At 71.2% G+C, this 26,218-nt stretch carries 24 protein-coding genes and 2 pseudogenes; 13 read left to right on the top strand and 13 right to left on the bottom strand.

Annotation, left to right across the window (positions count from 1 at the left end; all coding sequences use genetic code 11):
* The 5 genes from Srubr_RS09385 to Srubr_RS09405 all read right to left on the bottom strand — a co-directional run bounded on the left by Srubr_RS09385 (position 1) and on the right by Srubr_RS09405 (position 5,548).
* Positions 1-1,824 (bottom strand): AGE family epimerase/isomerase, encoded by a 1,824-nt coding sequence (locus Srubr_RS09385; RefSeq protein WP_189997672.1) that lies wholly within the window; start codon positions 1,822-1,824, stop codon positions 1-3.
* Entirely contained in the window at positions 1,821-2,450 is a 630-nt protein-coding gene (locus Srubr_RS09390) for a DJ-1/PfpI family protein (RefSeq protein WP_189997673.1), read from the bottom strand. Before Srubr_RS09390 ends, Srubr_RS09385 begins: the two co-directional genes overlap by 4 nt.
* A gap of 171 nt (positions 2,451-2,621) precedes the next feature.
* Complete coding sequence (locus Srubr_RS09395; protein WP_189997674.1) at positions 2,622-3,035, bottom strand: hypothetical protein; 414 nt, start codon at positions 3,033-3,035, stop codon at positions 2,622-2,624.
* A gap of 34 nt (positions 3,036-3,069) precedes the next feature.
* The gene (locus tag Srubr_RS09400; RefSeq protein ID WP_189997675.1) at positions 3,070-4,680 is read right to left on the bottom strand and encodes a thiamine pyrophosphate-binding protein; all 1,611 of its coding nucleotides are present in this window, start codon (positions 4,678-4,680) and stop codon (positions 3,070-3,072) included.
* A 40-nt stretch (positions 4,681-4,720) separates the two neighbouring features.
* Positions 4,721-5,548 carry a type 1 glutamine amidotransferase domain-containing protein gene (locus tag Srubr_RS09405; protein WP_189997676.1) on the bottom strand — a complete coding sequence of 276 codons (828 nt, stop codon included), beginning with the start codon at positions 5,546-5,548 and terminating at the stop codon, positions 4,721-4,723.
* Positions 5,549-5,978: 430 nt separating this feature from the next.
* Between Srubr_RS09405 and Srubr_RS09410 the strand changes: the two genes are divergently transcribed.
* The 9 genes from Srubr_RS09410 to Srubr_RS09450 all read left to right on the top strand — a co-directional run bounded on the left by Srubr_RS09410 (position 5,979) and on the right by Srubr_RS09450 (position 17,273).
* The gene (locus Srubr_RS09410; protein WP_189997677.1) at positions 5,979-7,961 is read left to right on the top strand and encodes an alpha-1,4-glucan--maltose-1-phosphate maltosyltransferase; all 1,983 of its coding nucleotides are present in this window, start codon (positions 5,979-5,981) and stop codon (positions 7,959-7,961) included.
* Positions 7,954-9,708, top strand: a complete 1,755-nt coding sequence (gene treS / locus Srubr_RS09415; RefSeq protein WP_189997678.1) for a maltose alpha-D-glucosyltransferase — start codon at positions 7,954-7,956, stop codon at positions 9,706-9,708. Before Srubr_RS09410 ends, treS begins: the two co-directional genes overlap by 8 nt.
* A complete protein-coding gene (locus Srubr_RS09420; RefSeq protein ID WP_189997679.1) occupies positions 9,705-11,228 on the top strand; it encodes a maltokinase N-terminal cap-like domain-containing protein in 1,524 nt (507 codons plus the stop codon). Before treS ends, Srubr_RS09420 begins: the two co-directional genes overlap by 4 nt.
* 538 nt (positions 11,229-11,766) lie before the next feature.
* Positions 11,767-12,969: an IS701 family transposase gene (locus Srubr_RS09425; RefSeq protein ID WP_189997680.1), complete on the top strand. Its 1,203-nt coding sequence runs from the start codon at positions 11,767-11,769 to the stop codon at positions 12,967-12,969.
* 435 nt (positions 12,970-13,404) lie between these two features.
* Complete coding sequence (locus Srubr_RS09430; protein WP_189997681.1) at positions 13,405-13,815, top strand: nuclear transport factor 2-like protein; 411 nt, start codon at positions 13,405-13,407, stop codon at positions 13,813-13,815.
* A gap of 123 nt (positions 13,816-13,938) precedes the next feature.
* Positions 13,939-15,531, top strand: a complete 1,593-nt coding sequence (locus Srubr_RS09435) for a GMC family oxidoreductase (RefSeq protein WP_189997682.1) — start codon at positions 13,939-13,941, stop codon at positions 15,529-15,531.
* Complete coding sequence (locus Srubr_RS09440) at positions 15,528-16,331, top strand: ester cyclase (protein ID WP_189997683.1); 804 nt, start codon at positions 15,528-15,530, stop codon at positions 16,329-16,331. Before Srubr_RS09435 ends, Srubr_RS09440 begins: the two co-directional genes overlap by 4 nt.
* A 115-nt stretch (positions 16,332-16,446) precedes the next feature.
* On the top strand, positions 16,447-16,818 hold the full coding sequence (locus Srubr_RS09445) for a nuclear transport factor 2 family protein (RefSeq protein ID WP_189997684.1): 372 nt from the start codon (positions 16,447-16,449) through the stop codon (positions 16,816-16,818).
* 11 nt (positions 16,819-16,829) lie between these two features.
* Positions 16,830-17,273 carry a VOC family protein gene (locus Srubr_RS09450; protein ID WP_189997685.1) on the top strand — a complete coding sequence of 148 codons (444 nt, stop codon included), beginning with the start codon at positions 16,830-16,832 and terminating at the stop codon, positions 17,271-17,273.
* A 58-nt stretch (positions 17,274-17,331) separates the two neighbouring features.
* On the opposite strand, the pseudogene Srubr_RS09455 reads toward Srubr_RS09450, so the two are convergent.
* Together Srubr_RS09455 and Srubr_RS09460 are read right to left on the bottom strand one after the other, a co-directional pair.
* Positions 17,332-17,620: pseudogene (locus Srubr_RS09455) on the bottom strand (short-chain dehydrogenase); the annotation flags it as partial.
* Between the two features lie 347 nt (positions 17,621-17,967).
* Positions 17,968-18,246 (bottom strand): hypothetical protein, encoded by a 279-nt coding sequence (locus Srubr_RS09460; RefSeq protein ID WP_189997686.1) that lies wholly within the window; start codon positions 18,244-18,246, stop codon positions 17,968-17,970.
* 249 nt (positions 18,247-18,495) lie between these two features.
* On the opposite strand from Srubr_RS09460, the gene Srubr_RS09465 reads away from it, so the two are divergent.
* Positions 18,496-18,981, top strand: coding sequence for a cation:proton antiporter regulatory subunit (locus Srubr_RS09465; protein WP_229926849.1), 486 nt, complete (start codon positions 18,496-18,498; stop codon positions 18,979-18,981).
* 56 nt (positions 18,982-19,037) lie between these two features.
* Here the strand turns inward: Srubr_RS09465 and Srubr_RS09470 are convergent.
* The 5 genes and pseudogenes from Srubr_RS09470 to Srubr_RS09485 form a co-directional block, all read right to left on the bottom strand.
* A pseudogene (locus Srubr_RS09470) lies at positions 19,038-19,547 on the bottom strand (4Fe-4S dicluster domain-containing protein); the annotation flags it as partial.
* Complete coding sequence (locus tag Srubr_RS09475) at positions 19,544-19,798, bottom strand: HypC/HybG/HupF family hydrogenase formation chaperone (RefSeq protein ID WP_189997688.1); 255 nt, start codon at positions 19,796-19,798, stop codon at positions 19,544-19,546. The pseudogene Srubr_RS09470 and the gene Srubr_RS09475, both read right to left, overlap by 4 nt.
* Complete coding sequence (gene hypF / locus Srubr_RS09480; RefSeq protein ID WP_308439928.1) at positions 19,771-21,483, bottom strand: carbamoyltransferase HypF; 1,713 nt, start codon at positions 21,481-21,483, stop codon at positions 19,771-19,773. The genes Srubr_RS09475 and hypF overlap by 28 nt, the downstream gene beginning before the upstream one ends.
* A complete protein-coding gene (locus Srubr_RS41620; RefSeq protein ID WP_308439929.1) occupies positions 21,369-22,154 on the bottom strand; it encodes an acylphosphatase in 786 nt (261 codons plus the stop codon). The genes hypF and Srubr_RS41620 overlap by 115 nt, the downstream gene beginning before the upstream one ends.
* Positions 22,151-22,657: a hydrogenase maturation protease gene (locus Srubr_RS09485; protein WP_189997689.1), complete on the bottom strand. Its 507-nt coding sequence runs from the start codon at positions 22,655-22,657 to the stop codon at positions 22,151-22,153. The genes Srubr_RS41620 and Srubr_RS09485 overlap by 4 nt, the downstream gene beginning before the upstream one ends.
* 689 nt (positions 22,658-23,346) lie before the next feature.
* Here Srubr_RS09485 and Srubr_RS09490 point away from each other — a divergent pair.
* The 3 genes from Srubr_RS09490 (at position 23,347) to Srubr_RS40380 (ending at position 25,008) form a co-directional block, all read left to right on the top strand.
* Positions 23,347-23,607 (top strand): helix-turn-helix domain-containing protein, encoded by a 261-nt coding sequence (locus tag Srubr_RS09490; protein ID WP_189997690.1) that lies wholly within the window; start codon positions 23,347-23,349, stop codon positions 23,605-23,607.
* Between the two features lie 284 nt (positions 23,608-23,891).
* Positions 23,892-24,700 (top strand): IS5 family transposase gene (locus Srubr_RS09495; RefSeq protein WP_189997794.1). Its coding sequence is split into 2 segments (ribosomal slippage): positions 23,892-24,231 and positions 24,231-24,700, totalling 810 coding nucleotides; the frame shifts between segments, so codons are not numbered across the junction.
* 191 nt (positions 24,701-24,891) lie between these two features.
* The gene (locus Srubr_RS40380) at positions 24,892-25,008 is read left to right on the top strand and encodes a DUF6207 family protein (protein ID WP_229926850.1); all 117 of its coding nucleotides are present in this window, start codon (positions 24,892-24,894) and stop codon (positions 25,006-25,008) included.
* Here the strand turns inward: Srubr_RS40380 and Srubr_RS09500 are convergent.
* On the bottom strand, positions 24,969-25,526 hold the full coding sequence (locus Srubr_RS09500) for a hypothetical protein (RefSeq protein ID WP_189997802.1): 558 nt from the start codon (positions 25,524-25,526) through the stop codon (positions 24,969-24,971). The two genes, Srubr_RS40380 and Srubr_RS09500, sit on opposite strands and share 40 nt — an antisense overlap.
* Between the last annotated feature and the right edge of the window lie 692 nt (positions 25,527-26,218).

Below are 26,218 nucleotides of genomic sequence, written 5' to 3' on the forward strand. Positions count from 1 at the left end.
TCACGACCGGACGGGGCGCAGCCGGACCCGGACGGTGCTCCTGTCGCCGGTGTCCGGCAGCGACACCGTCATCGACCGGGCGTCGAAGTCGGTATGGGGAGCGCCGTCGACACGCACCGACTCCAGCTCCACGCGCCCCGGCGGCAGCACGTCGGGCGCGACGCGCAGGAGCCGCTGCGGGAAGTCCGCGCCTGCGCCGGGCCGGAACCACAGGTCGAGCGGTTCGCGGTGGACGAGGAGACGGGTGTAGACCTCGGCCAGGTAGGCGAGTTCGGCCTTGTGGTACATGCTCATCGCGTGGCTGCCCTTGAGGCGTTCGTCGCCCACCAGGTAGGGCAGTCCGTCGGCCAGGACCGTGAAGTGCACGCCGCCCTCGTCGTGGTCGAGGAAGAAGGAGTTGTAGAAGGCCGACGCCTCGCGGGCGTGCAGCAGCGCGTCCTGGTCACCGGTGTGCCCGGCCAGCACCAGGTAGGCGAGGATCGCCTGCTCCTGCTGCCACCAGGTCTTGCGGTCGTGCCAGACGAAGGGGTGCCGGCCGCGCTCCGGCAGCCGCTGGACCATGTCGTACCAGCCGCCGCGCTGCGGGTCCCGGCCGACGTCGGGCATGGTCGCGCCGATCCGCTCCGCGAGCGCCAGGTACTCGCGCTTGGGCATGGTGGCGTTCATCCGCATGAGGTTCCAGGCGATCTTCAGGTTGTGCCCGACGACGGCGCGGTCCTGCTGCCATCCCCAGGTGGTGTCGGGTGTCCAGTCGGCATGGAAGCGTTCGTTGACGAAGGGGCTGTTCCTGTCCGGCATATGGGTGACAATCATGTCAAATGTATGTTCGAGTATGCGGCGGTAGCGCTCCTCCCCGGTGGCGAGGAACAGGTTGAAGAGGTAGGCCGGGGCGTGGTCGCCCACCGAGTTCCAGTTCTTCCGGGAGCGGTTGGGTCCGAGGGCGTCGCTGTGCGGGCTGAGCGTCACCGGGTCGATGTGGGAGAAGTAGCCGCCGAGTTTGCGGTCCGCGAAGTAGCGTTCGAAGAGCCGCACCGTGCCCTCGATGTCGGCGCGGATGACCGGGTCGCCGGTCAGGCGGTACGTCTGGGTGAGGCCCACCAGCGCGTAGATCTGCTCGTAGGCGGGGATGGCCCGGTAGTCGTCGCCGAACTCGGAGGCGAACAGCTTGCTCTCGCGCGGCCCCCGTACATCGATGCCGTGGTACCAGTAGACGACGTCCTCGGCCGGGTCGCTGAAGCGCATGTGGTCGTGCAGGTACCTCGAACCTCTCTCGGCCACGTCCAGGAAGTCCTCCTCGCCGGTGAGCATGTAGGCGGTGGCCATGCCGTAGACCATGCGGGAGATCGTGTCGGTCTCCTGGACGTGGCGCCCGGTCTTCGCGCCGCCCGCCCGGATCTCGGTCCGGTAGTCGGCGAAGTCGACCGGGCCGGTGCCGAACTGCGAGGTGCGGTAGAAGGACGCGAGCCGGCCCAGCTGGGAGGTCCACCAGCCCGCCCTCTCGTACGGCGGCGTGCCGCCGGCCTCGGTGACGAAGATCAGCTCGGTCGCCTGGTAGTGCAGTTCCCCGCCCTCCGGGTACACCGGCCCGTAGCTGAAGAGGAAGGCGCCGGGGCGCAGGTGCTCGTCCATGCTGCCGGTGGCGTCCTGGTAGGGCTCACCCAGGTTGCGCATCCGGTGGGCGTAGGTGACGTCCGTCAGGTGCACGGTGACGAGGCGCCCGTCGAGGGTGCGCAGTTCGACCTCGCGGCCGCGGCGCCCCACGACGTAACCGGCCGTGCGGTCGGAGAAGGTGAAGGGGACCGCGGCGGTCGGGCCGGCATTCACCGCGCCACCGCCGGGTCCTGCTTCGCCGCCGCGAGGAGTTCGATGACCGCGCGGGCGAGCAGGTGGCGCTCGTCCACGGTGCGCGAGGTCACCAGGTCGCCGTCGACGACCAGGTCCTGGTTGGTGTAGACGGCGCCCATGTTGCGGACGTCGCCGACCAGGTTGTTGTGGGCGGTGACCCGCCGGTCGCGCATGCTGTCGCGGGCGGCCGACATGAGCAGCAGGCCGTGGCAGGAGAAGGCCTTGATGAGGTGCGGGAGGCGGAAGGCGCGGCGCAGGAGGTCGACGGCGGGCGCCTGCCGGGTCACGTCCTCGCTGTAGCGCAGGCGGTCGGCGACCATGCCGGAGGGCACGATCAGGGCGGAGTACTGGGAGAGTTCCCCGTAGTCGAGGCTCTCCAGGTCGTTGTGGACGGTCACCTCGGCGCGGTAGTCGTGCCCGCGGAAGGTGAGCGAGGGGCGGCCCCACAGCCGGGTCAGCAGGACGACCTCGGCGCCCTCCTCCAGGAACCGGTGCTGGTAGTAGGCGATCTCGTCCTCGACGAAGTCGCTCTCCATCAGGATGCCTATCCGGCGGCCGGACAGGCGCCCGGGAGGCAGGATCGTGGACGGTGTCGCGGTGGTCATATCGGTCGGTCCTCTTCCGTTCGTCGGTCGGAGCGGGTCGGTGCGGTACGAAGGCGGCGGGCCGGTCCGGGCTCCGGTACGAAGGCGGCGGGCCGGTCCGGCACGGAGAAACGAAGGAGGCGGCCCGGGGCGGTGATGTGCAGACCCCGGGCCGCCGGGGGCGGTGCCGGCTCAGGCTGGCTGCGGAGCCGGCTGGTGGAACGCCATGGTGCGGATGCGCGGTACGCCGTCCTGGAGGACGACCCACCACGTCTGGCGGGCGAGCGGGGCCGGGGCGTCGGGCGACGAGCCGGGGTCCTGGAGGGTGACCTGGGCGTGGACCGGGGAGACCACCCGGACGCGGACCTCGTCCGCGCCGGGGCGGTCGTCGCAGAGCGCGGCCTGGCCGCCGCTCTCCCCGTACCAGTGCCTGAAGTCCTGGGCGCCCCGCACGATGCGGCCCGGCAGCTCCACCAGCAGGCCGTTGGCCAGGTGGGGCAGCAGCTCCTCCACCGGTGCCCGCCGGGCGAGCGCCGCGCGCCACTGGTCGACGAGCCGGTGGACGGCGTCCACGGAGAGTACGGACCGGGAGGGGGCAGATGTCATGGTGATGTCCTTTCGGGTGCGCGCTCGGGTGCCCTCAGTCGGTGGCCAGGTCGATGAGGTAGGGGCCCTGGTGGGCGAGCATGGTGCGCACCGCCTGCTCCACCTGGTCCGGCCGCTCCACCCGCTGGGCGGGCACGCCCATGGACTCGGCCAGGGCGCTGAAGCGGAGTTCCGGATCGGACAGGTCGAAGGCGTCCGGCTCGGCGTGCGGCGGGATGCCCAGCTCGCGCCAGTACTGCTCGATGTTCAGGTCCAGGAGCCGGTACCGGCGGTTGTTGCAGATCACCAGCTTGGCGTCGATGCCGTAGCGGGCCGCGGTCCACAGCGCCTGGATGGTGTACATGCTGCCGCCGTCGCCGGTGAAGCCCACGACGGGCAGCTCGGGGCGGGCCAGCTTGACGCCGAGCGCGCCGGGGATGCCGACGCCCAGGGAGCCGCCGCGGGTCTGGAAGAAGTCCCCGGGGCGCCGCGCCGGCAGGTGGGCGGCGATCGGGCCCGACGCGGTCAGCGCCTCGTCGAAGACGGCCAGGTCGGCGGGGGCCTGCGCGGACAGCTCCCGCACGAAGCGCTCCATCAGGGAGTCCCCGTCGGTGGCGGCCGGGACGGGCGGGCGGGCGGCTGCCGGTGCCCGCGGCGTGAGCGGGCCCCGCCGTTCGAGCTCGCCGGCGAGTGCCCCGAGCGCCGCCCGGGGGTCGGCGACCACGCCCAGCTCCACGGGGAAGTTCTTCGCGATCTCGTACGCGTCCAGGTCGATGTGGACGATGCGGGCGTCGTCCCGGAAGGGGCTCTCAAGCGAGGGGAAGACCTCGGGGAAGACATAGGTGCCCACGATCAGGACGCCGTCGGCGTCACGGACCACCCGGGCGCTGTCCGCGCCGAACATGTGGCCGAGCTGCCCGCCGTACAGCGCGTGCGTGGTGTCGAAGTTGGTCTCGGAGGAGTTGACCCCCCACACCGGGGCGCCCAGCCGCTCGGCGACCCGGGTGAGTTCCTCCTGCGCCCCGCTGACCGCCACCCCGTCGCCCATCAGGACGAGCGGGCGCCGCGCGCCGAGCAGGATGTCGGCGGCGCGCGACACGGTGGCGGGGGCCGGCGCGGCGCTCGTGTCGAGCAGGGGCGTGGGGACGGCGGGTTCGGTGGTGATCTGGTCGAGCACGTCGGCCGGAAGCACTACCACGACGGGGCCGCGGGGCGGCGTCATGGCGATCTTGACGGCGCGCCGCAGCACCCGCAGGGTCGACGCCGGGTCCAGTACGCGGGTCGCGTACTTGGTCACGGGTTTCGCCATGGACACGAGGTCGGCCGCCATCTGCCCGTCCATCGCGTCGTAGCGCACACCGGCCTCGCCCACCAGGACCACCAGCGGTGAACCGCCCCGCTTGGCCTGGTAGAGCATGCCGATGCCGTTGCCCAGGCCGACCCCGCTGTGGAGCTGGACCAGGGCGGGCCGCTGGGCGGCGCGGGCGTAGCCGTCCGCCATGCCCACCGCGACGCCCTCGTGGAGCCCCAGCAGGTACGAGACGCCGGACCGTCGCACCTCGTCCAGGAAGCCCTGTTCGACGGTGCCCGGGTTCCCGAACATGTAGGTGATGCCGTCGGCCGCGAACTGCTCGAAAACAGCGGTCTTCCCTGGTCTGGCTCGCATGGTGCTGTCCTTCCTCTGATCGGGGGTGTGGTGCGGAGCCCTACCAGCCGTACCGGCGCAGGCCGTTCTCCAGCGTCTGCACCAGCAGCTCGCCGGAGAGGACGGAGTCCGGGGTGGACCGGCCGGTGACGAAGGGGTAGTCGACGATGACGGACGTCTCCTTGCCGACGTTGCCGTGGAAGCCGCCCTCGGGACCGGTGGCGTCGCGGAGGATGTACTCCAGCGGGTACGGCGGCGGGCCCATGTTGAAGTCCACGCCGATGAAGCCGGTGCCGTCCTTGTAGTCGTACTCCTTGGGGTGCCCGGTCACGTGCTTGCCCCGGAGCAGGCTCTCCCGCGTCTCCAGGTCCCGGGCGAAGGCCAGCACGGCCACGCCGTAGCACTCGGCGAGGATCGGCTTGTTGGCGGCGGCGAAGGCCAGGACGACCTCGTGCAGCCGCTCGTTGTTGGCGAGGTCCACGATCGGGCCGCTGCCGCCCACGATGACGAGCGCGTCGAACCCTGCCACCAGGTCGGACGTGGCGGACTGGAGCCGGCGGTTGTAGTCCTCCAGCTCCCGCAGGTGGTTGAGGGCGCTGTAGTACGGGCGCTCCGGAATCAGGTCCGCCAGGCTCAGCGGGTTGTCGAGGCGGGAGGACTCGTCGAGCGCCCGGGCCTTGCGGGCCATGTCGTGGCTGGTGACGGAGCGGCCCAGCGGCGGGTCGATGTAGTCGGGGTCGAGGCTCGGCGGCAGCGCGCGGGCCCGCTTGCCGGTGGGCGTGGCGAAGGTGACGCGGTACCCGCGGGCGTCGAACGCCTCCAGCGGGCCGACGAGTTCCTCACCCCAATAGCCGTATTCCGAAAGCACCACGAGAATTCGTTGCGACACTTTTTCCTCCGTGTGAATCACGAGTTACGCGGGTCGGTCCCCGCAGCCGGCGGAGAATGACCTCCGCCGAACAGGACCGAGTAGATACGGGAATTGACACATGCCGCAACGAACGGCTCGGACATGACTACAACTATGGGAAGTTGACGCAGTTGCGCACCAGCCCGGACAGTCGCCGTCCGGGCACCCGAGACTGTGCCAGAGTGGACACCCGCCTACCCGCACCATCACTGACCTGCGGTTGAGCAAACCCGCAACGGACCCGGCCAGCAGCATTCGCCCCCGGCTCCGCACCGGAATTCCCGCCTCTCACACTTACGCTGCCACTTGGCCAAGTCCGCGAAGTGCACCGCGATACGGCCGGAATGCTTCCCTCGACATCCCGCCGCCCCGAGGGTGGAGAAAACGCGGAAAGAGAGGGCTTTCACGAATGAGTGGACGCATATCCATAGGCGATGTAACGCCGACCGTGGAGGGCGGGGCGTTCCCCGCCAAAGCGGTGGTCGGCGAGCACGTCCCCATAGAGGCGACGATCTGGCGCGAGGGACACGAGGCGCTGGCCGCCTCGGTGCTGTGGCGCGGCCCGGGACCGGACCGGCCGGAAGCCGCCGGTGTCCCCATGACCCTGCTCGACGAGGGCCTGGACCGCTGGTCGGCGACGGTGGTACCGGACCGCCCGGGCATGTGGACCTACCGGGTCGACGCCTGGGGCGACCCGTGGACCACCTGGTGCGCCGCCGTGCGCGCCAAGCTCGCGGCCGGACAGGACGCCGATGAACTGGCCAACGACCTGGAGACCGGCGCCCGGCTGCTGGAGCGGCACGCCCGCCGGGCGGACGACGGGGACCGCGGGCTGCTCGTCGCCGCCGCCGAACGGCTGCGCGACTGGCGGCTCCCGCCCGCTGAGCGCACCGCCGCCGCCCTCGCCCCCGGCGTGACCGCGGCCGTCGCACTGCACCCCCTGCGCGAACTGCTCACCCGGGGACCGAGCCGCCAGGTGTGGGTCGACCGCGAGCTGGCGCTGGCCGGCGCCTGGTACGAGTTCTTCCCCCGGTCGACGGGGGGCCGTGACCTGGACGGGAAGCCCGTCCACGGCACCTTCGCCACCGCCGCGAAGGAGCTGCCCCGCATCGCCCGGATGGGCTTCGACGTGGTCTACCTGCCACCCGTCCACCCCATCGGCCACACCCACCGCAAGGGCCGCAACAACTCCCTGACCAGCCGCCCGGACGACGTCGGGTCCCCCTGGGCGATCGGCTCGGCGGACGGCGGCCACGACGCCGTCCACCCACAGCTGGGCACCCTCGACGACTTCGACGGTTTCGTCGCGTCGGCGGGCGCCCTCGGCCTGGAAGTCGCCCTGGACCTGGCCTTCCAGTGCTCCCCCGACCACCCCTGGGTGCGCAGCCACCCGGAATGGTTCACCACACGCCCCGACGGCACCATCGCCTACGCGGAGAACCCGCCCAAGGCCTACCAGGACATCTATCCGCTGAACTTCGACAACGACCCCGACGGGCTCTACGCCGAGCTGCTCCGGATTGTCACGCACTGGATCGACCACGGGGTGACGGTGTTCCGCGTCGACAACCCCCACACCAAGCCGGCCGTCTTCTGGAACCGGCTCATCCGGGAGGTGAAGGAGAGCCACCCGGACGTCGTCTTCCTCGCCGAGGCCTTCACCCGGCCCGCCGTCCTCCAGGGGCTGGCGAAGGCCGGCTTCACCCAGTCGTACACCTACTTCACCTGGCGCACCACGAAGCAGGAGCTGACCGACTACCTCACCGAACTGGTGGACACGGCCGACTTCCTGCGCCCCAACTTCTTCGTCAACACCCCCGACATCCTCCCCGGACACCTCCAGGACGGTCACCCCGCGGCCTTCGCGCTGCGCGCCGTGCTCGCCGCGCTGCTCTCCCCCAGCTGGGGCGTCTACTCGGGCTTCGAGATCCTCGAACACCGCGCGCTGGCCGGTGCCGAGGGCGGCGAGGAGTACCTGGACTCCGAGAAGTACGAGCTGCGGCCCCGCGACTGGGAGGTGGCGCGAGCGGCCGGGCGCAGCCTGGAGCCGCTGATCGCGGCGCTGAACCGGGTCCGCCGCGCGCACCCAGCGCTGCGCCGGCTGCGCCACCTCCGCTTCCACGAGGTGGACAACGACCAGCTCCTCGCCTTTTCCAAGACCGATCCGGCCGGCGGCGACACCGTGCTGTGCGTCGTCACCCTCGATCCGTACCGGACGCAGGAGGGGACCGTCACCCTCGACCCCGCACCGCTCGGCCTGACGGCCGGGGCGCGTTTCGCCGCGCGCGAGGAGCTCACCGGCGCCGACGTGGTCTGGGGCACCAGCAGCCACGTCAAGATCGACCCCGCCGACTCCGTCGCCCGCATCATCACCTGGAGCCGTCATGAGTGACCGACCCGGCGACGGCACACGGGCGGGACACCTGCCCGAGGTGCGCGCCGAGGACTACCACAGCGCCCGGGCCCTGCCCGTCGACGCCGACTGGTACAAGCGCGCGGTCTTCTACGAAGTGCTCGTCCGCTCCTTCTACGACAGCAACGCCGACGGCACCGGCGACCTGCGCGGGCTCACCGAGAAGCTGGACTACCTCCAGTGGCTGGGCGTCGACTGCCTCTGGCTGCCGCCCTTCTTCGCCTCTCCGCTGCGCGACGGGGGCTACGACATCAGCGACTACCGGGCGGTGCTGCCGGAGTTCGGCACCATCTCCGACTTCGTGGAGCTGCTGGACGCCGCGCACGACCGAGGCATGCGCGTCATCACCGACCTGGTGATGAACCACACCTCCGACCAGCACCCGTGGTTCCAGGCCTCCCGCCGCGACCCGGAGGGGCCCTACGGCGACTTCTACGTCTGGGCCGACGACGACAGCGGCTACCCGGACGCCCGTGTCATCTTCGTGGACACGGAGGAGTCCAACTGGAACCACGACCCGGTGCGCGGCCAGTTCTACTGGCACCGCTTCTTCAGCCACCAGCCGGACCTCAACTACGAGAACCCCCGCGTCCAGGACGCCATGCTCGACGTCGTGCGGTTCTGGCTCGACCTCGGCATCGACGGCTTCCGCATGGACGCGGTGCCCTACCTCTTCGTCGAGGAGGGCACCAACGGCGAGAACCTGCCCCGGACGCACGACTTCCTGAAGCTCGTACGCAAGATCGTCGACGACGAGTACCCCGGCCGTGTGCTGCTGGCCGAGGCCAACCAGTGGCCCATCGACGCCGTGCAGTACTTCGGGGACGCGGCCTCCGGCGGCGACGAGGCGCACATGGCCTTCCACTTCCCCCTCATGCCGCGCATCTTCATGGCGCTGCGCCGCGAGAGCCGGCTGCCGGTGTCCGAGGTGCTGGCCCAGACACCGCCGATCCCGTCCGGCAGCCAGTGGGGCATCTTCCTGCGCAACCACGACGAGCTGACCCTCGAAATGGTGACCGACGAGGAACGTGACTACATGTACGCGGAGTACGCCAAGGATCCGCGGATGCGCGCCAACCTCGGTATCCGCAGACGGCTCGCGCCGCTGCTCGACAACGACCGCAACCAGATCCAGCTGCTCACCGCGCTGCTGCTCTCCCTGCCCGGCTCGCCGATCCTGTACTACGGCGACGAGATCGGCATGGGCGACAACATCTGGCTGCCCGACCGTGACGCGGTCCGCACCCCCATGCAGTGGTCCTCCGACCGCAACGCCGGTTTCTCCACGGCGAACCCGGGCCGCCTCGGTCTGCCGGTCATCATGGACCCGGCCTACGACTACGCGGTCGTCAACGTCGAACGGCAGGCGGCCGAGCAGTCGTCCCTGCTGCACTGGACCCGCCGCATGCTCGACGTGCGCCGCCGCCACCCGGCCTTCGGGCTCGGCACCTTCGAGGAGCTGGAGACGGAGAACGAGGCCGTCCTCGCCTACATCAGGCGGCTCACCGGACCGGAGGGCGACGAAGACGTCCTGGTCTGCGTGCACAACTTCTCCGCCTCCCCGCAGCCGGCCACCCTCCACCTCGGCGCGGAGGCCGGCGCCGTACCGACCGAGCTGACCGGGGACGTCACGTTCCCCCGCGTCACCGGCGCCCCCTACCGGCTCACCCTGGGCGGACACGGGTTCCTGTGGTTCTCCCTGACGGACGCGAAGGAGACGTCATGACCGCGCCCGCCCGTGTCACCTGGAGCGCGCGGCTCGCGGCCTCGCTGACCGTGTGGCTGCCGACGCAGCGCTGGTTCGCGGGCAAGGGGCGGCCGCTGCGCCACGTCGGTGTGGAGCACTGTCTGCCCTTCCGTGAGGCACGGCCGCCGGGCGGCCCCGAGGGCGTGATCGTGGTGGCCCGCGCCCACTTCGCGGACGGGGGGCCGCCGGAGGACTACCAGGTGCCGCTCGGGGTGTCCTCCCGTCTCCCGGCGGCGGCCGGCGCCCCGGCCGTCGTCGCCCGCGACCGGGACACCGTCGTCTACGACGCCCTGGCCGATCCGGAGCTGACCTCGTGTCTCGTGGGCCTGATCGCCCGCGGCACCCGCACCGACGGGCTGCGCTTCCGCGCGGAGAGCCCCGGGATGCGCCCGCCGCACCCCGTCCCGTCGAGCCGGCCGCTCGGGGTCGAGCAGAGCAACAGCTCGGTGGTGGTGGACGGCCGCTACCTGCTGAAGGTCTTCCGCAGGCTCGGCCCCGGCCGCAACCCCGACCTGGAGCTGCACCGCATGCTGCACGTGGCGGGCTCCGCCCACGTGCCGCGGCTGCTGGGTTCGATCGAGGGCCCGGCGGCGGACGGGCCCACGTACGCCACGCTCCAGGAGTACGCCGAGGACGCGCCGAGCGGCTGGGACCTGGCCCTGCGCGACCTGCGCCGCCTGCCGCTCCCCGGCCGGGCGGCCGCGCCGGCGGGCGGTGCCGGCGAGTCCGGTGGCCGGACGGACGGTGCCGGCGCGACCAGCGGGACCCGGGGCGGCACGGCGGCGAGCGCGGCGGAGGCTGCGAGCACCGCGGAGGCTGCGGGCGTCGGTGAGGCGTGGCGGCTCGGTGAGGCGGTGGCGGCCGTCCACCGTGAGCTGGCGGCCGTCGGCGGCAGCAGGCCGCTCGGCCGGCCCGGACTGGCCCGCCTGGCGGGCGCCATGACGAACCGTCTCGACCTGGCGCTGGAGGCGGTACCGCGGCTCGCTCCGTACGAGAAGGCGCTGCGCGAGGCGTTCGCGGCGGTGGCCGGCATGGAGCCGGAGGCCGCCGGCCGGGTGCAGCGCGTGCACGGCGACCTCCACCTGGGACAGGTGCTCCGCGCCCCGGACGGATGGCTGCTGATCGACTTCGAGGGGGAGCCCGCACGGCCCCTCACGGAGCGCCGCGCCATGGCGTCACCGGTGCGGGACGTCGCCGGCATGCTGCGGTCCTTCAGTTATGCGGCGTACCACGTGCTGGGCGCCGCGGACCGCGTCCCGGGCCCCGCCGGGGCCGTCGCGGAGGCGTGGGCGCGGCGTATGCAGGGGGCCTTCTGCGACGGCTACGCGGCCGCGTCCCGCGTGGACCCGCGCTCCCGTGCCCGCGCCCCGCTGCTGGCCGCGTACCAGTTGGACAAGGCCGTCTACGAGGTGCTGTACGAGACCCGCAACCGCCCCGACTGGGCCTGGAATCCGCTCCGCGCCATCGGCCGGCTCCTCGGTACCGATTCCGGTCAGTAAAGCCTTGGTCAACGCTCTCAGGCGCCGCATGGACATACCGAGTGTTGAGTAGGTTAGTGTCCGGAGCGTCTCGTAAGTGCCTCGCGCGCCACGGGACGGAACCGAGGAGCACGGGGGGAAACGTGATCGCACACTCGGCGTCGTTACAGGTCACGCGCGGGCACCGGACCGGCCCCGGCCGCTCGCCGGGGCACACCCCGGGCGCCGCCGGCGGGCCGGCGGCAAAAAGTTACCGTTCGGTTCATTCCGGACCCGGCCGTCGTCGGCGGCACCGCGTCAACGCGCTCCCCGGCGACGGCCCCCTCGGGCACCCGCCCGGCTGATACAGCTGAAAAGCGACATCACCTCTGCGAATGCCCGGCATCCGCCAGGCACTTTTCCGGCATGCGCAGGCACCCTTTCGCCGCGCCCATGACAGTGAAACCGACGGGTAAACCGATCGTCCACGACTACGTTAAGTCGCACTTGCCCGTCGCGAGACGCCTGTGGGGAGTATCGGTGCCGTTGCCGTGCCCCTCCCCCGGGAATGAGGACAGGAATGTCAACACTGAACGCTGATATCTCACCCCTCGCATGTGACAACGTTTCCGCATTCGCCAGTGAAATCTTCAGCCCGATGCCGCGTATGGATCAACGCAGGTGGGCGGAGGTGTACCTGCGCGGACTCTTAATGGTGGACGGTAAAAAATCCGTCCGTCGTATCGCCGAAAGTCTCCCCATCTTCCAGGCGAAGCAATCACTCCAGCAATTCATCAACCAGAGCCCCTGGGACTGGGAACCGGTACGCGCCCTGCTGGCCCGGCACGCGGAGGCGAGCCGCCGCCCCCAGGCGTGGTCGGTCGAACGCGTCGTCATTCCCAAGCGCGGCGAGCGTTCCGTCGGGGTCCAGAAGCGATTCGTCCCCGAACTCGGACGCACCGTCAACAGCCAGCTCGGCCTCGGTGTCGTGCTCACCTCCGACACCATGAGCGTGCCGGTCGACTGGCGCATCGCCCTCCACGGAAAGTGGCGGGAGGAGGCGGCCTTCCGGCGGTCCGCCTACATCCCGGAGAACGTGTACGGAAAGCCCGAGTGGGCCGAGATCACCGACATGCTGGAGGAGATGGGCACCCGCTGGCACCTCTCGCCGGCCCCGGTGATCGGCAACCTGCGGCACCTGCCCGACGCCGCGCGCCTGGTCAACTGGCTGACGGCCAGGGGCATCGACTACGCCGTCGAGGTCGATGCCTCCTTCCCCGTCACCAAGGGCGACGCCGCGGCGTACCCGGCGCGCCCGGTCACCAACGCCCGTGACGTGCTGCGCGACGCCACCGGCAGCGTGGCGCAGCGCGGCGCCGGGGCCCTCTCCCTCACCAGGGCGCGAAGAGGCCGGCTCATCTCCCAGTACGTCCGCGTCCCGACGGCCGCCCGGCTCGTCAAATCGCCGCCGCAGCAGCCCGTCAGGCTGATCGGCGAGATCACCGCGGCGCAGGAACCGACGCGCTTCTGGCTCACCAATGTCACCGGCGGCCTCTTGGAGGAGGTCATGCCCCTGGTCTCGCTGTCCGCCCGCAGCCGGGCCGGGATGCAGCGCCTGGAGACGCACTTCGGGCTGCGCGACTTCGAGGGGCGCTCCTTCCGCGGCTGGCACCACCACATGACGATGGTGTCGACCGCCGCCGCCTACAGCGCGCTGCGCGAGGCCGCGGCGCACCCGGGCCCGCTGGCCGCGGCCGGCGCCCACCGCGACCTCAGCGCATGACCCGCCGCCGGCGCCGAGAGCCCGGCAGGCACCGCGCGGCCGGCTCCGGCGGCCGCCGCACACACTCCCGCGCGGCCGGCACCCGAGGCCGCCCACGCACTTCCGAGCGGCCGGCTCCCGCCGCCGCACACCCTCCCGCGCGCCCCGGCGAAGACGGCGGACGGCGCGCCCGCACCCGGTCCCGCCTTTGCGCCGGGTCCCTCCGAATCGACCTGCAAAAGTAGTTCCCCGCCATCGGCGAAGAACGCGGCGGGCGCCCTGTCCGCTCCATACTGGACACACCGAACACGGAATCCGGAAAGCGCGGGAATAGCTGTCCGCAACCGGATTCCCCCGCACCTTCGACGTTTATCAGGATGTCCCCTCAGGACTCCGTTCGAAGTCACCCGCGATGTCCCGCCCCATCCCTTTCCAGAATCCCGAGGATGATTCCCCGTGCAGCAGAAGAACGTAGAGGATTTCGTGCAGGAATGGTTCGACGAACTCAGCCGCCATGAGCCCGTCGAGCGTTTGCTCCCCAAAATCATCGATACCAACCTGGAAATGGCGTTCCCCGAGCGCACACTGCGCAGTCATGCCGACTTCGCCGACTGGTACGGCGTGGTCGGCAAGGCGTTCGAGGACCAGAGCCACGTGGTCGAGAAGCTCGACTACGAGACCCGCGGCGACACGGTCGACGTCGCGCTGACCGTGGTCTGGACGGCGACCACCACCGAGGACGGCAAGAGGTCCGCGTTCCGCGTGAACCAGGAGTGGCGGCTGCGCCGTGACCCCGGCTCCCGGCTGCGCATCTCCTGGTACCGCGTGGGCGACATGACGCCCGTGCCCGGCCCCGGCCTCGGCTGACCGGCCCCGACGCCCCGCACCGATCCCAGGAGACGCCATGACTGGTTCACCCGACCGCGGCCGCCCCGCCGGCCGTCCCACCCGCCGGCCGGCGGCCGGCACCCGCCCGCCCAGGAGCCCGAGATGAGCGGGGGCCGGGCAGTCGACTACATCGTCGTCGGCGCCGGGTCGGCGGGATCGGCCCTCGCGGCCCGGCTCAGCGCCGACCCCCGGCACTCGGTCCTGCTGCTGGAGGCCGGCGACTGGGACGACCGGCCCGAGATCCACGGCACCGACGCGGACTCCGTGCTCTCCCTGCTGACCTCGCCGTGGAGCCCCACGATCGACTGGGGCTACCGCACCGCCCCCGAGAAGCGGCTCGACGGACGCAGCATCCCCGTGGCCCGCGGGAAGGTGGTCGGCGGCAGCAGCTCCGTCAACGCCCTGATGTGGGTGCGCGGCAGCCGCGCCGACTACGACCGGTGGAGCGCGCGGGGCAACCCCGGCTGGTCCTACGAGGACGTCCTGCCCTACTTCAAACGGTCCGAGGACTACGCCGGGCCGGGCTCCCCGCTCCGCGGCCGGGGCGGCCCCGTACAGGTCAGGGACCTGGAACGCCCCAGCCCCGTCGCCCGCGCCTTCGTGGCCGCCACCCGGGAACTCGGCCACACCGGCACCGGCCTCGACTACAACGGCGTCCGCCAGGAGGGCGGCGGATTCTACTACCAGACCACCCGCACCGCCGCCGGACGCCGCAGCAGCGCGGCGACCGCCTACCTGCGCCCGGCCCTGGACCGCTCCAACCTCGACGTGCGGGTGGAGGCCCGCGTCACCCAGGTCCTCTTCGACGGGCGCCGCGCCGCCGGGGTCGAGTACGTCAAGGACGGCCGCACCCACACCGTGGCGGCCACCCAGGAGGTGATCCTCAGCGCGGGCGCCTTCGAGAGCCCGAAGCTGCTGATGCTCTCCGGCATCGGACCGGCCGCGCACCTCGGCCGCTACGGCATCCGCGCCCTTGCGGACCTGCCGGGGGTCGGGGCCAACCTCCAGGACCACGTCTTCGTACCCGTCTGCTACCAGGCACGCGGCGAACACCCGCCCGGCGCGCTGCTGTCCGAGGCCGGGCTGTTCACCAGGACCCCGGCCGCGGGCCCGGACGGCCCGCCCGACCTCCAGTTCACCTTCGGGCCGGTGAAGTTCCTGCCGCCCACGGCTCCGGCCGGGCAGTGGCAGGGCCCCGGGTTCACCTTCGCCCCCATCGCGCTGCTCCCCCGCAGCCGCGGCCGGGTCACGCTCCAGAGCGCCGACGCCTGGGACCAGGCCCGGGTCGAGGCGAACTACCTCGCGGACGAGGCCGACCTCGACGTGCTGCTGCACGGGGTGGGACTCGCCCGCGAACTGGCCGCCACGAGCGCCTTCGACGCGGTGCGCGGCGCGGAGCTGGCGCCGGGGCCCCAGGTCACCACCGACGCGGAGCTGCGCGCGTTCATCCGGGCCAACGCCACCACCCTGTGGCACCCCGTGGGCACCTGCCGCATGGGCACCGACGACGCGGCCGTCGTCGACGCCGAGCTGCGCGTGCACGGCGTCACCGGGCTCCGGGTGGCGGACGCCTCCGTCATGCCGGACATCGTGGCCGGCAACACCAACGCCCCCAGCATCATGATCGGCGAAAAGGCCGCCGATCTGATTCTCCGATCCAGGACACACCCACTCCCGACAGGAGAAACGGCATGAACACCCTTTCCCCCACCGCTGTCTACCGGCGCTTCCTGACCGCGCTCAACAGCGGCGACCACAGGACGATCGCCGAGGTGATAGCGCCCGACTTCGTGGACCACCACCCCGGCTTCGACATCAAGGGCATCGACTCCTACCAGGCCGCCCTCCGCGACGCCAGGGAGTCTCTGCGCCTGCGGGGCGAGCTGGAGGAGATCCTGGAGGCCGGCGACCGGATCGTCACCCGGGTGCGGCTGACCGGCAAGCACGTCGGCACCGCCTTCGGGTTCCCGGCCACCGACCGTGACGTCACCTGGAGCACCACCGAGATATGGCGGGTCTCCCAGGGCGTGCTCGTCGAGCGCTGGGCCCAGGACGACCTCCTCGGCCTGCGCGAGCAGCTGTCCTCCGACGCCGCCAACATCGCCGTCGTCCAGAAGGTGAGCGACGCCGTCAACAGCAGGCGCTACGACGACCTCGACGACCTGTTCGCCCCGACCTTCGTCGACCGCAACCCCGCCTGGGACGTGGCCAGCCTGGAGGAGCTGAAGGGCATCATCCGCGCCGCCCACGAGGCCCTGGACTTCCACGTCACCACCGACCGGCTCTACGCCGCCGACGGCGACAAGGTCGTCATGCACATCACCTTCAATGGCCGGCACATCGCCCCGTTCTTCGGCCAGGAGCCGACCGGCAAGGCCGTCAGCTGGACCAGCATCGAGGTCTACCGCCTGGAGAACGGCAAGGTCGCCGAGCGCTGGGTGCAGGCCGACACCACGGGCCTGATGTACCAGACCGGCGTACCCCTCCCCGAGTGACCGGCCGCCCGGTGCCGGGCGGACACCCGGCGGCGGCGCCCGCCGCGCCCGCCCGGCACCGGCCCCGCCGCAGGCACGGAGCAGCACCCTCCCACCAGCAGAAGGAGAGCACAACATGAACACCACGGAGATCGTGGAGCGCTACTACGCCCTCGCCAACGCCGGCGACTGGGACCCCTGGTGCGACCTGTTCGCCGAGGACCAGACCATGGACGAGCAGCTCGCGGGCCACGTCGAGGGGCGCGAGACGCTGCGCGAGATGATGAAGGGCTTCCCGGACATGTACGCCGAGTTCGCCAACCGGCCCGTCCACACCGTGGTCCAGGGCGACCAGGCGGCGGTCGTGTCGCACATCTCGGCGCGTACGCACAGCGGCGTGGCCGTCGAGGCCGACGTGTGCAACTACTTCCAGGTCGCCGACGGTCACATCGTCTACATGACGAACGTCCACGACACCGTGCCGTTCGCCCCCGTCACCGGGAAGTGAGGGAGACCGCCATGACCGCACCGGTTACCGCCCGCTGGTCCCACGTGGGGCTGAACTGCGCCGACCAGGACGCGACCGAGGAGTTCTACACCCGCTGGTTCGGCTTCCGCCGCGCCCGGGTCATCGAGGACGACGACGTCCGCGTGGTCTTCCTGCGCAGCGGCGACGTCTACCTGGAGCTGTTCAGGTCGGCGAACCCCCCGCTGCTCACCTCGGGCGACGACGGACCCGACCACCCCGGCATCGCCCGCCACCTCGCCTTCCAGGTCGACGACGTGGACGCGTTCTGGCGGGAGGCCGAGGGCGAACTGACGCTCTCGCTCGGGCCGCTGGCGTTCGACTCCGTCATCCCCGGCTGGAAGACGATCTGGGTCACCGACCCCGACGGGGTGGTGGTGGAGGTCAGCCAGGGCTACCGGGACCAGACGCCCGCGGAGCTGGCCGCGTACTCCTGACCCGGCCGGCCCGGGGACGCCTCCTGGCGCGCCCCGGGCCGGACCGCGCGGCCGTCCGTCACGGGGCGGCGAAGCGGCCCCCGGTCGGCCCGTCCGGGCCCACCACCGCCGTCCGGAAGATGATCTCCGCGCCCCGCTCCACGGTCGGGAGGCCGGTGTGACCGTTGAGGTCGGTCGCGGTGTAACCCGGCTCCACGGCGTTGACGCGGATGTCCGGGAAGGCCTTCGCGTACTGGACCGTGACCATGCTGACCGCGGCCTTCGAGGCCGGGCAGGCGACGCCCGGATTGGCGTACGCCGGGGTGCCCGGGGGTGGTGAGACCGGTCAGGGAGGCCAGGCCGCTGCGCCGATCTGCGGCAATCACCGCAAGCCACGGCTGATGACGCGTCAGTAAAGTCAGCATTGGGTCAGCAAAAGGCCAGCCAAAGCCTGCCAGAGGCACCCACACTTTGGACCCGGCCTGTCACGCGCCAACCCGCCGTAGCCTGAAGAGCAGCGCCTCTCAGGCTCGGGCCTTCCATACGCCAGACCCCTCAGGCTTCCTTCCCCGCCCTCAGCGGATCACTATGTTCCAGCAGGTCAACGAGGGTTTCGCCGCGGTGGCCTCCCCCCGCTGGTAGGCGTCTCTCAGGGGTTCCGTCCGGCTGGTTGACGCCCCGGGTCCGGCGGCAGCGGGGGGCCGCGGGGGCATACTCACTGCTGGCCCCGGACGTCGGTGGCGGGACGGCGGGCATGGTGAAGGAGGGCCTGGCCGACCGAGGCACGCGTCGCTATGCGGTGCGCCATCGACTCCAGACCGTGGCCGGCCAGGTCCCACGGCAGCGAACCGACCGGCAGGTGCCCTGGCGCGTTGCCGAACGCCCGCACGATCGGCGGCGCAGCCCCGCGCGGGCAGCCCTCCCGAGCCTCGACGTCGGCCGCGTCGAGGCTCGGGGCGGAACCGGGCAACCCGAACGTCACCGGATCACACATGACACACACTCCTTCCCACAACGGCGTCGGCGAGCAGCCGCTTCGGTTGCCGGCCTCGGCCCGCTCGCTCCTGGAAGCCGGCCCCGGTCGTGTGAGGGGCCACACGGCTCGGCCGCCGATGCCCGGGCCGTCAGGACACCGGCTGCCAACTCGTACGGGTCAGCCTGGTGTCGAGTACCCGTCGGAATGTGCCGAATATCTGTGCACAGCGGGGCTCGCCCAGGTTCCGTACGCGCGACTGACGGAGTGATGCACGTGGACGTCAACGAGGTGCTGCTGCCCGGTGTCGGGCTCCGGTACGAGTTCGTCAACCACGAAGGTGACCGGATCGGCGTGATCGCGCAACGTTCGGGGGACTTCGAGGTGGTCGTGTATCCCGGCGACGATCCCGACGAGGCACGCCCCGTCGTGCGACTCACCAGTGAGGAGGCCGACACCCTCGCCGAGATCCTCGGCGCCCCGCGCATCGCGGAACGCTTCGCCGACCTGACCCGCGAAGTGCCCGGCCTGAGCGCCGGGCAGGTCGAAGTGCGGCACGAAAGCCCGTTTGCCGGCCGCGCCCTGGGCGACACCAGGACGAGAACCCGCACCGGCGCCTCGGTCGTGGCCGTCGTCCGCTGCGACGGCGTCATCGCCTCGCCCGGTCCACGTCAGATGCTGCAGGCCGGAGACGTCCTCGTGCTCATCGGCACCCGCGACGGCATTGCCGACGCCCAGCGCATCATCCAGGGCTGAGCCGTGCGGACCCCCATCGCCCTGCTACTGGAACTGGGGGCCATCCTGACCGGGCTGGAGACGCAGAAACAGGTGGCCCCCGGCTCGACGCACTCGACCATGACCAGGAACGCCCCGGCGCGGCGCCGCCGGTAGACGTCGTCGGTGTGCGGACCGCCCATCAGCACCCGGTCCTGGGTGGCGATGGCGGCCAGGTCGCAGGGGCGCACGCCCAGGAACGCGTAGGACGGCGGCCGGTCGGCCTCCTCCGTCACGGTCACCGTGCCGTCCGGGCCACGGTCGGCGCTCCACTGCCGGATCCGCTGCGGATGCAGGTAGTACTTCCACGACTGCGGGCCGGCGCTGTGGGAGAAGGCCATCCGGTCGGCGCGGCGCCGGAGCCGGTAGGTGCCGGCCTCCAGCTCCACGCCCCACCCGTAGGGCAGTTCGCGGGCGGACGTCAGCTCGGCCAGCACGATGGCGTCGTCGCGTACCGTGGGGCCCACGACGACGCGCCCGCGCCGGATGAGGGTGGACACCAGTGCTTCCATCCCCGCGGTGTCGATGACCGCCGTGTCGCCCGTCATGGCAGCGGCTCCCCCAGCTCGTCCTCCACGCCGCCCATGGCGCGCAGCACCGCGAGGGTGCGCTGAGCCTCGGCCTCGTGCACCTGGGTGATGGCGAATCCGACGTGGACGATCACGTAGTCCCCGATGCCAGCTTCGGGGGTGTACTCCAGGCAGGCGTCCCGGCGCACGCCGCCGAAGTCGACGGTCGCCATCCGCACGCCGGCCTCGTCGCGGGCGTCGATCACGCGTCCTGGGATGCCCAGACACACGGCGTCTCCCCCTTCCTCTCGCGTTCCTCCGCGAGCCGGGCGGCGGCCACCGCCGCCTGGCCGAAGCTGATACCGCCGTCGTTGACGGGCACCGCGCTGCCCACGAGTACCTCCAGTCCCGCTCCGCGCAGCCGCCCGCCGATCTCGCTCAGCAGGCGCAGGTTCTGGAAGCAGCCGCCGGACAGGCACACGACGGGCGGTGCGCCGTCCGCAACGGCGCGTTCCACCAGTGCGGCGGCCGCCGCGGCGACGGCGGAGTGGAATCCCGCCGCCAGGCGCCGGACCGGCTCGCCTTCGGCCCGTCCCCGCAGCAGTCTGGTCAGGGTGGGCAACGGGTCGTACACCCACAGCGCGTCTTGGCCGTCCCCGGCGCGGACCAGCCGCCACGGCAGCGGCTCCTCCTCCACGTCACCGGCTGCCGCCTCAAGGGCGACCGCTGCCTGTCCCTCGTAGCTGACGCGGTGGCACAGTCCCAGGATGCTCGCCGCCGCGTCGAACAGCCGCCCGCAGCTGGAGGCGCGGGGACAGTTCACCTCGCGGTCCACCATGGCCCGTAGGGCGCGGACCTCGTCGGCAGGCCGGTCTGCCGTGAACGTGTCCGTCAGCTGCCGGGTGGGCGGCGGGGTGCCCAGGTCCTCCGCGCCGAACAGATAGCCGAGCGCCATACGGAAGGGCGCGCGCACGGCCGCTTCCCCGCCCGGCAGGGGCGCGGTGCCGAACCGTCCGACGCGGCGGTATCCCGTCAGGTCGGCGACGAGCACCTCACCGCCCCACAGCGTGCCGTCATCGCCCAGCCCCAGGCCGTCGAGGGCGAGGCCGGTGAACGGACCGGCCAGCCCGTGCTCGGCCGCGCAGGCCACCACATGGGCGTGGTGGTGCTGGACGGCGATGCGCCGCTCGGCCGGCCAGCGGGAGACGGCCCATCGGGTGGAGACATATCCGGGATGCAGATCGTGGGCGACCACCTGCGGATCGATCCCGGCCAGCCGTGACTGGCCACGACAGGCCGCCTCGAAGGCGTCCACGGTTCTCGGATCCGCCAGGTCCCCGGTGTGCGGCCCGGTCACGGCGCGGTCACCGGCCACCAGCGTGAAGGTGTGCTTCAGCTGCGCTCCCACCGCGAGAGCCGGGACCGGGCCGGCCACGGGCAACCGCATCGGCGTGGGGGCGTAGCCGCGGGCTCGGCGGATGGTGAGGACCTGACGGCCCAGGGTCGTCACCACCGAGTCGTCACAGCGGGCGTGGATGGCGCGATCGTGCGTCAGGAAGCCGTCCGCCACGCCCGCGAGGCGCGTTCGTGCCTCGGCGTCGTCGATGGCCCGGGGCTCGTCGGCCAGGTTCCCGCTGGTGCACACCACCGGCCGGTCCACATCGCGCGCCAGCAGATGGTGCAGCGGGCTGGCCGGCAGGAAGAGCCCGACGCGCGAGGTGCCGGGGTGGACTCCCGCCGCGAGGGGTGAGGACGGGCGTGCCGGAAGCAGCACGATGGGGCAGGCGGGCGAGTTCAGCAGCTCGCGTTCGACAGGCCCGACGTCGGCCAGCCGCCGGGCCATGGCCAGGTCCGGCACCATCACGGCAAAAGGCTTGTCGGGGCGACACTTACGGCGCCGTAGGGCGGCCACGGCGGCCGCGTCGGTGGCGTCGCACACCAGCTGATAACCGCCCACCCCTTTGACAGCCACCACGCGCCCCCGCGCACCGCGTCCGCGGCGGCACTCATCGCTTCCTCACCCCCGTACGCTGCTTCCGGTGCCCACCACGAGATCCGGGGGCCACAGCGGGGGCAGGCCAGCGGCTCGGCGTGGAACCGCCGGTCCGCCGGGTCGGCGTACTCCTGCGCGCAGGCCGTGCAGAGGGTGAAGGCCCCCATCGTGGTGCACGCACGGTCGTACGGGAGGCCGGTGATGACGGTGGCCCGTGGACCGCACGCGGTGCAGTTGATGAAGGGGTAGCGGTAGCGACGATCGCCGGGGGTGAGGACTTCGCGCAGGCAGTCGGCGCAGGGCGCCGCGTCCGCCGGGACTTGGCGCACCGGCCCGGTAGCCGCTCCCGCTGTGCTCTCGAGTACGACGAAACCCGAACCGGGGGCGATGCCGTGGGGGTCGGTGGTGTCCAGACGGCCCACGGTGACGGTGCCGACGACGGCCAGGGGTGGCGCCTCGTCCCGGCAACGGGCCAGGAATCGCTCCGGCGCATCCCGCGGTCCGGCCGCCGCCGCGACCACGTGACCGTCCACGTTGCGTACCCAGCCGTCCAGGCCCAGCGCGTTGGCCGTGCGGTGGACGAACGGCCGGAAGCCCACGCCCTGGACGGTTCCGGAGATCTCGATGCGCCAGGTCTGCCTGACTCCGCTCATGCCGACAGGCCCCTCAGGACCGCGCGGTGGCGGAGGATCTCTCGCCGTACGCGGTCGACCACCGACGCGACAGCGTTCTGGACCGGCACGGAGAGACCGCGGCCCACCGTAGAGTCCTCACCCTCGACTGCGAAGACGACCAACCGCTCCGGCAGCCATCCGAGAACGCGAGCCAGTTCCACGGCCTCGCCCAGTCCCAGGCCGTGCGAACTGGCTGCGGACGACGCGGCCAGTTCACCCCGTGCCATCTCCAGCCGGTGCACCCGGCCGGGGCACCCGGGATGGGCGTGCGCGGCGTCGACGACGATGGCGAGCGACGCGCCCCGCCAGGTCCCGATCAGCCGCCCGGGGTCACCGTCGGAGAAGGCGAGTCCGACGCCGGTCAGAGCGGGCGCCGGGAACCCCGGCTCGGCGAGACGTTCCACCACCGCCCACCCCACCCCGTCGTCACGGCGGAACTCATTGCCCACGCCGATGACCACGATCCGCCCTGCGCCGTCCATGTCGGCCAGTCCTTCCGAGCGCATCGCCCACCGCGGGACCGACGCGCCCCGCTGACACCCGTTCGGACTGCGTGAGGGTGTGCCCGGAACCACCTGGCCCTCGCAGGCTCTGCTGGTGTGCTCGGGGCGCTCTAGTCATGCGGCTGAGCATGACCGTTTGACACCGGTAATTACTGGCACCTCTGCCTCACGGACCTCCCCATCAGGCCAGCCGGCCAGTGGCGCAACGCGCCTGACACCTCATCAGAACGAGCGTCAGATGAACGTCAAGACGCCTCGCAGAGCGTCATTCGAGCGTCAAGATATCGCCCGTAACGCACATGGCGCACATCATGTGCACCCACCGAAACCGCAGGTCAGCGGCCATTTTCGGCAGTCTCCAGGATCGCCACGCACTCCACATGATGCGTCATCGGAAACCCATGCAACACCCAACTCTTCTGTGGTGACTACTGCCCTTCGTCACCGTGCTGAGTAATGACGTGAACTGTTGGATGCTGCCGACTCCTCTCCGTCGTACCTCACGCCGCCAGAATGGGGCCCTTCTACGGCAAGCGAAGCAACATAGCCCAGAACCGCCGGTTAGCCAAACCGGCGGTAGCGCGGAGTATTGACAGTGACCGCGATGACGGGCGCGTGCGACGTTCGTAGGCCCGGTAGGGGCTACCCATCAGACGAAAGAATGCAGAATGCACACGAAGATCGAAGAGACTCTGGGCCCTCGCTATAGCCCTGCTCACATCCGCGCCACCTGGGACGGAACGGGGAGCGTGGAAGACGCCTCAAGGGCGCTTGGATTTTCACGGGCTAAGGGATACGACCTGATCCGCAGCGGGCAGTTTCCGTGCCGTGTGCTACGCATCGGCCGTGTGACGCGTGTCGTCACGGCGTCCCTACTCCGCGTCCTCGAAAGCGGGGAACCGGAGTATAACGATGCCCGCGCGCGATGACATGCACGTCGATCTCCGGTGAATAGACCGGCCACCACGGACTTGGTCGTGACCATCAGGAACGTGCCGAGTGCCGGCACGTACGCAACGAGCGGAAGCCGGCGAGCCAGTGCTCGTGTTCAGTGACCCGGTGGTCGACGGGTGTGGGGGCTTCCTCCTCGCGTTGTCATGCTCCCTCTCCGAAGGGATGTCGAGAACGAAGTGCGCGTCCCACGGGACGGGTCCGGCGAGCCGCGCCCACGAGAACGCCGTGCTCGACGATCTTGGTCAGCAGGGTGTCCAAGGTGTGTGCTGATCTTGTCCCGGATGACCTGTGGGAGCGGGTGGCCCCGCTGCTGCCGCCCACTCCCGAACGTCGCCGCCGCTACCCCGGACGGCTGCGCGTTCCCGACCGAGTGGCCCTCGCCGGCGTCATGTATGTGCTGCGGACCGGTGTCGCGTGGCGCGATGTTCCCGCAGAGACTGTGGGCTGCTCTGGTGTGACGGCCTGGCGCCGGCTGAGGGACTGGACCGAGGCCGGCGTCTGGCCACGCCTGCATGGCGCCCTGCTGACCGAGCTCCGCCGTGCCGACCTGCTGGACCCGGACGATTGTTCCGTGGACGGATCGCACGTCCGGGCTCTCAAAGGGGGGATCATGTCGGCCCTTCACCCGTCGACCGTGCCCGCCCGGGCTCCAAGCACCACCTAATCGTCGATCGCCACGGAACCCCGCTCGCCGTCACGCTTACCGGCGGCAACCGACACGACGCCACCCAGCTTCTGCCGCTGCTGGACGCGGTCCCACCGATCCGGGGGCTGCGCGGACGTCCCCGCCGCAAGCCCCGGCGCCTGTACGCCGACCGGGGCTACGACTTCGACAAGTACCGCCGCCTGTTGTGGAAGCGCGGTATCAAGCCAGTGATCGCCCGACGCGGTGTCGCTCACGGCTCAGGACTGGGCAAGGTGCGTTGGGTGGTCGAGCGCGCCTTCGCCTGGCTGCACCAGTTCAAACGGCTCCGCACCCGCTACGAACGACGCGCTGATCTCCACCAGGGCCTGCTCGAGCTGGCCTGCAGCCTCATATGCCTCCGCCGCCTGCGAACCTCATTCTGAAACGATCAGTAAGTCAGGCCGGCACCAGCCGCACCCGGCTGAGTGAACACATCATGCCGGCGGAACCCTCACGGAGAGCGTGGCGTGGTGCTCTACGTGAACCCGATCAACGAGACGCACGTGAAGGAGCCGGGGCTCGTCGTGTCGACATCGCGGCCGCCGGCGACGCAACCGCCCTCGCCTTCCAGCAGATGCTCGCCGGCCGGTGGGCGACGGCCGCGGAGCACACCACGCGGGACCCGGGACAGCCCGGCGTCCGGCTGCGCTGCTACCTCGACCTGCGCCAGGAACTCCCCGACCCTGGCTGAAACGGCTCATCCCGAGGTACCGTCCTCCCGCCCGCCGGCGGGGTCAGTACATCGGCCAGGGCGCAGCCGACGGCCTGGGACAGCGTGGTGCTGCGCCCGGTGTACTGATTGAAATCGTCGTCGAGCCAGTCGCCGACCCATGGGGGAAGCTGTCGGGAGACGCCGCAGGCGTGCAGGGCTCGCAGGTGTCCGATGCGTTGGGAGACCGTGTGCGGTGCCACCGGGTCGGGCGGAAGATGCAGTCTGCGGGCGAGTACGGCTGGGTGGCGCGGGTTGAACCAGATCATGGCCATCTCCCGGGCCAGCAGATTCCACTGAGGATCCGGCTCGCGGAAGATCATGCGGAAACCGGCGGCAGCCAGGTTCGGGGCCCTGCGGACGATGCCGTTCAGGTCCCAGCAGCCGGTGTTGCCGAACAGCGGCGGACAGGCGCCTTCCAGGAGCGGGTGGGACTGAATGACGGGCTCGTCGTTCCGAAAGACCGAGACGGGCAGGGCGAGCGGCAGACGGCTGGTCATGCATCCAACTCCACGTGTGCCGAGAGGGGAAGAGGCAAGGCCGCCACGCCTTCGACGATCTGGCGGCGGACCTGGGCGATCTCTGCGTCGGTGCGGGCCTTGATCGCTTCGGTGACGTTGACCCGGCTCTGCCCCCAGAGCGTGTGGAAGAGCTGAGGCGACAGCCGCAGCCACAGGCGTTCGAGATGGTCGGAGAAGAGCAGAAGCTGGGGGAGGTTCGAGGGCAGTACGAACGCGTTGCGGCATTCGAGGCAGCGGGTGGGGGCGACCGGGCCCTGCTTCCTCCGCGGGCCGCGCTCCGTCTCGGGGCCGTGCCTCCAGGAGGAGTCGTTTCAGTGTGGTGTACGAGCGGTGGGTGAGGCTGTCGGGCCGGAGATGGTGAAGTGGTCGCCCGGCAGTCCGCCGATGTCCGGGAAACACGGACCAGGCGGAGGCCGGGGTCACGATCCCGTCGCTCTCCCCGGCCAGGGCGGTCACCGGGATGGGACAGATGGAGCGCCGACCCTTGTCCACCGTGCGCAGCTGCTCCCAGTCGACCTCCGGGTGCTCGGCGGGGATCGCGCCGACGGAGCCGTTGTGTACAGCGCGACGTCGACGGCCCCGGCCCGGCTGATGTCATCGATGTCTGCCGTGACCGATGAGTTTTGCGCGGATCCGTTGTCGATACGGCTGGATACGCCGACAGCGGTGGG

The organism is Streptomyces rubradiris, assembly GCF_016860525.1.
GTDB classification, from domain to species: Bacteria; Actinomycetota; Actinomycetes; order Streptomycetales; family Streptomycetaceae; genus Streptomyces; species Streptomyces rubradiris.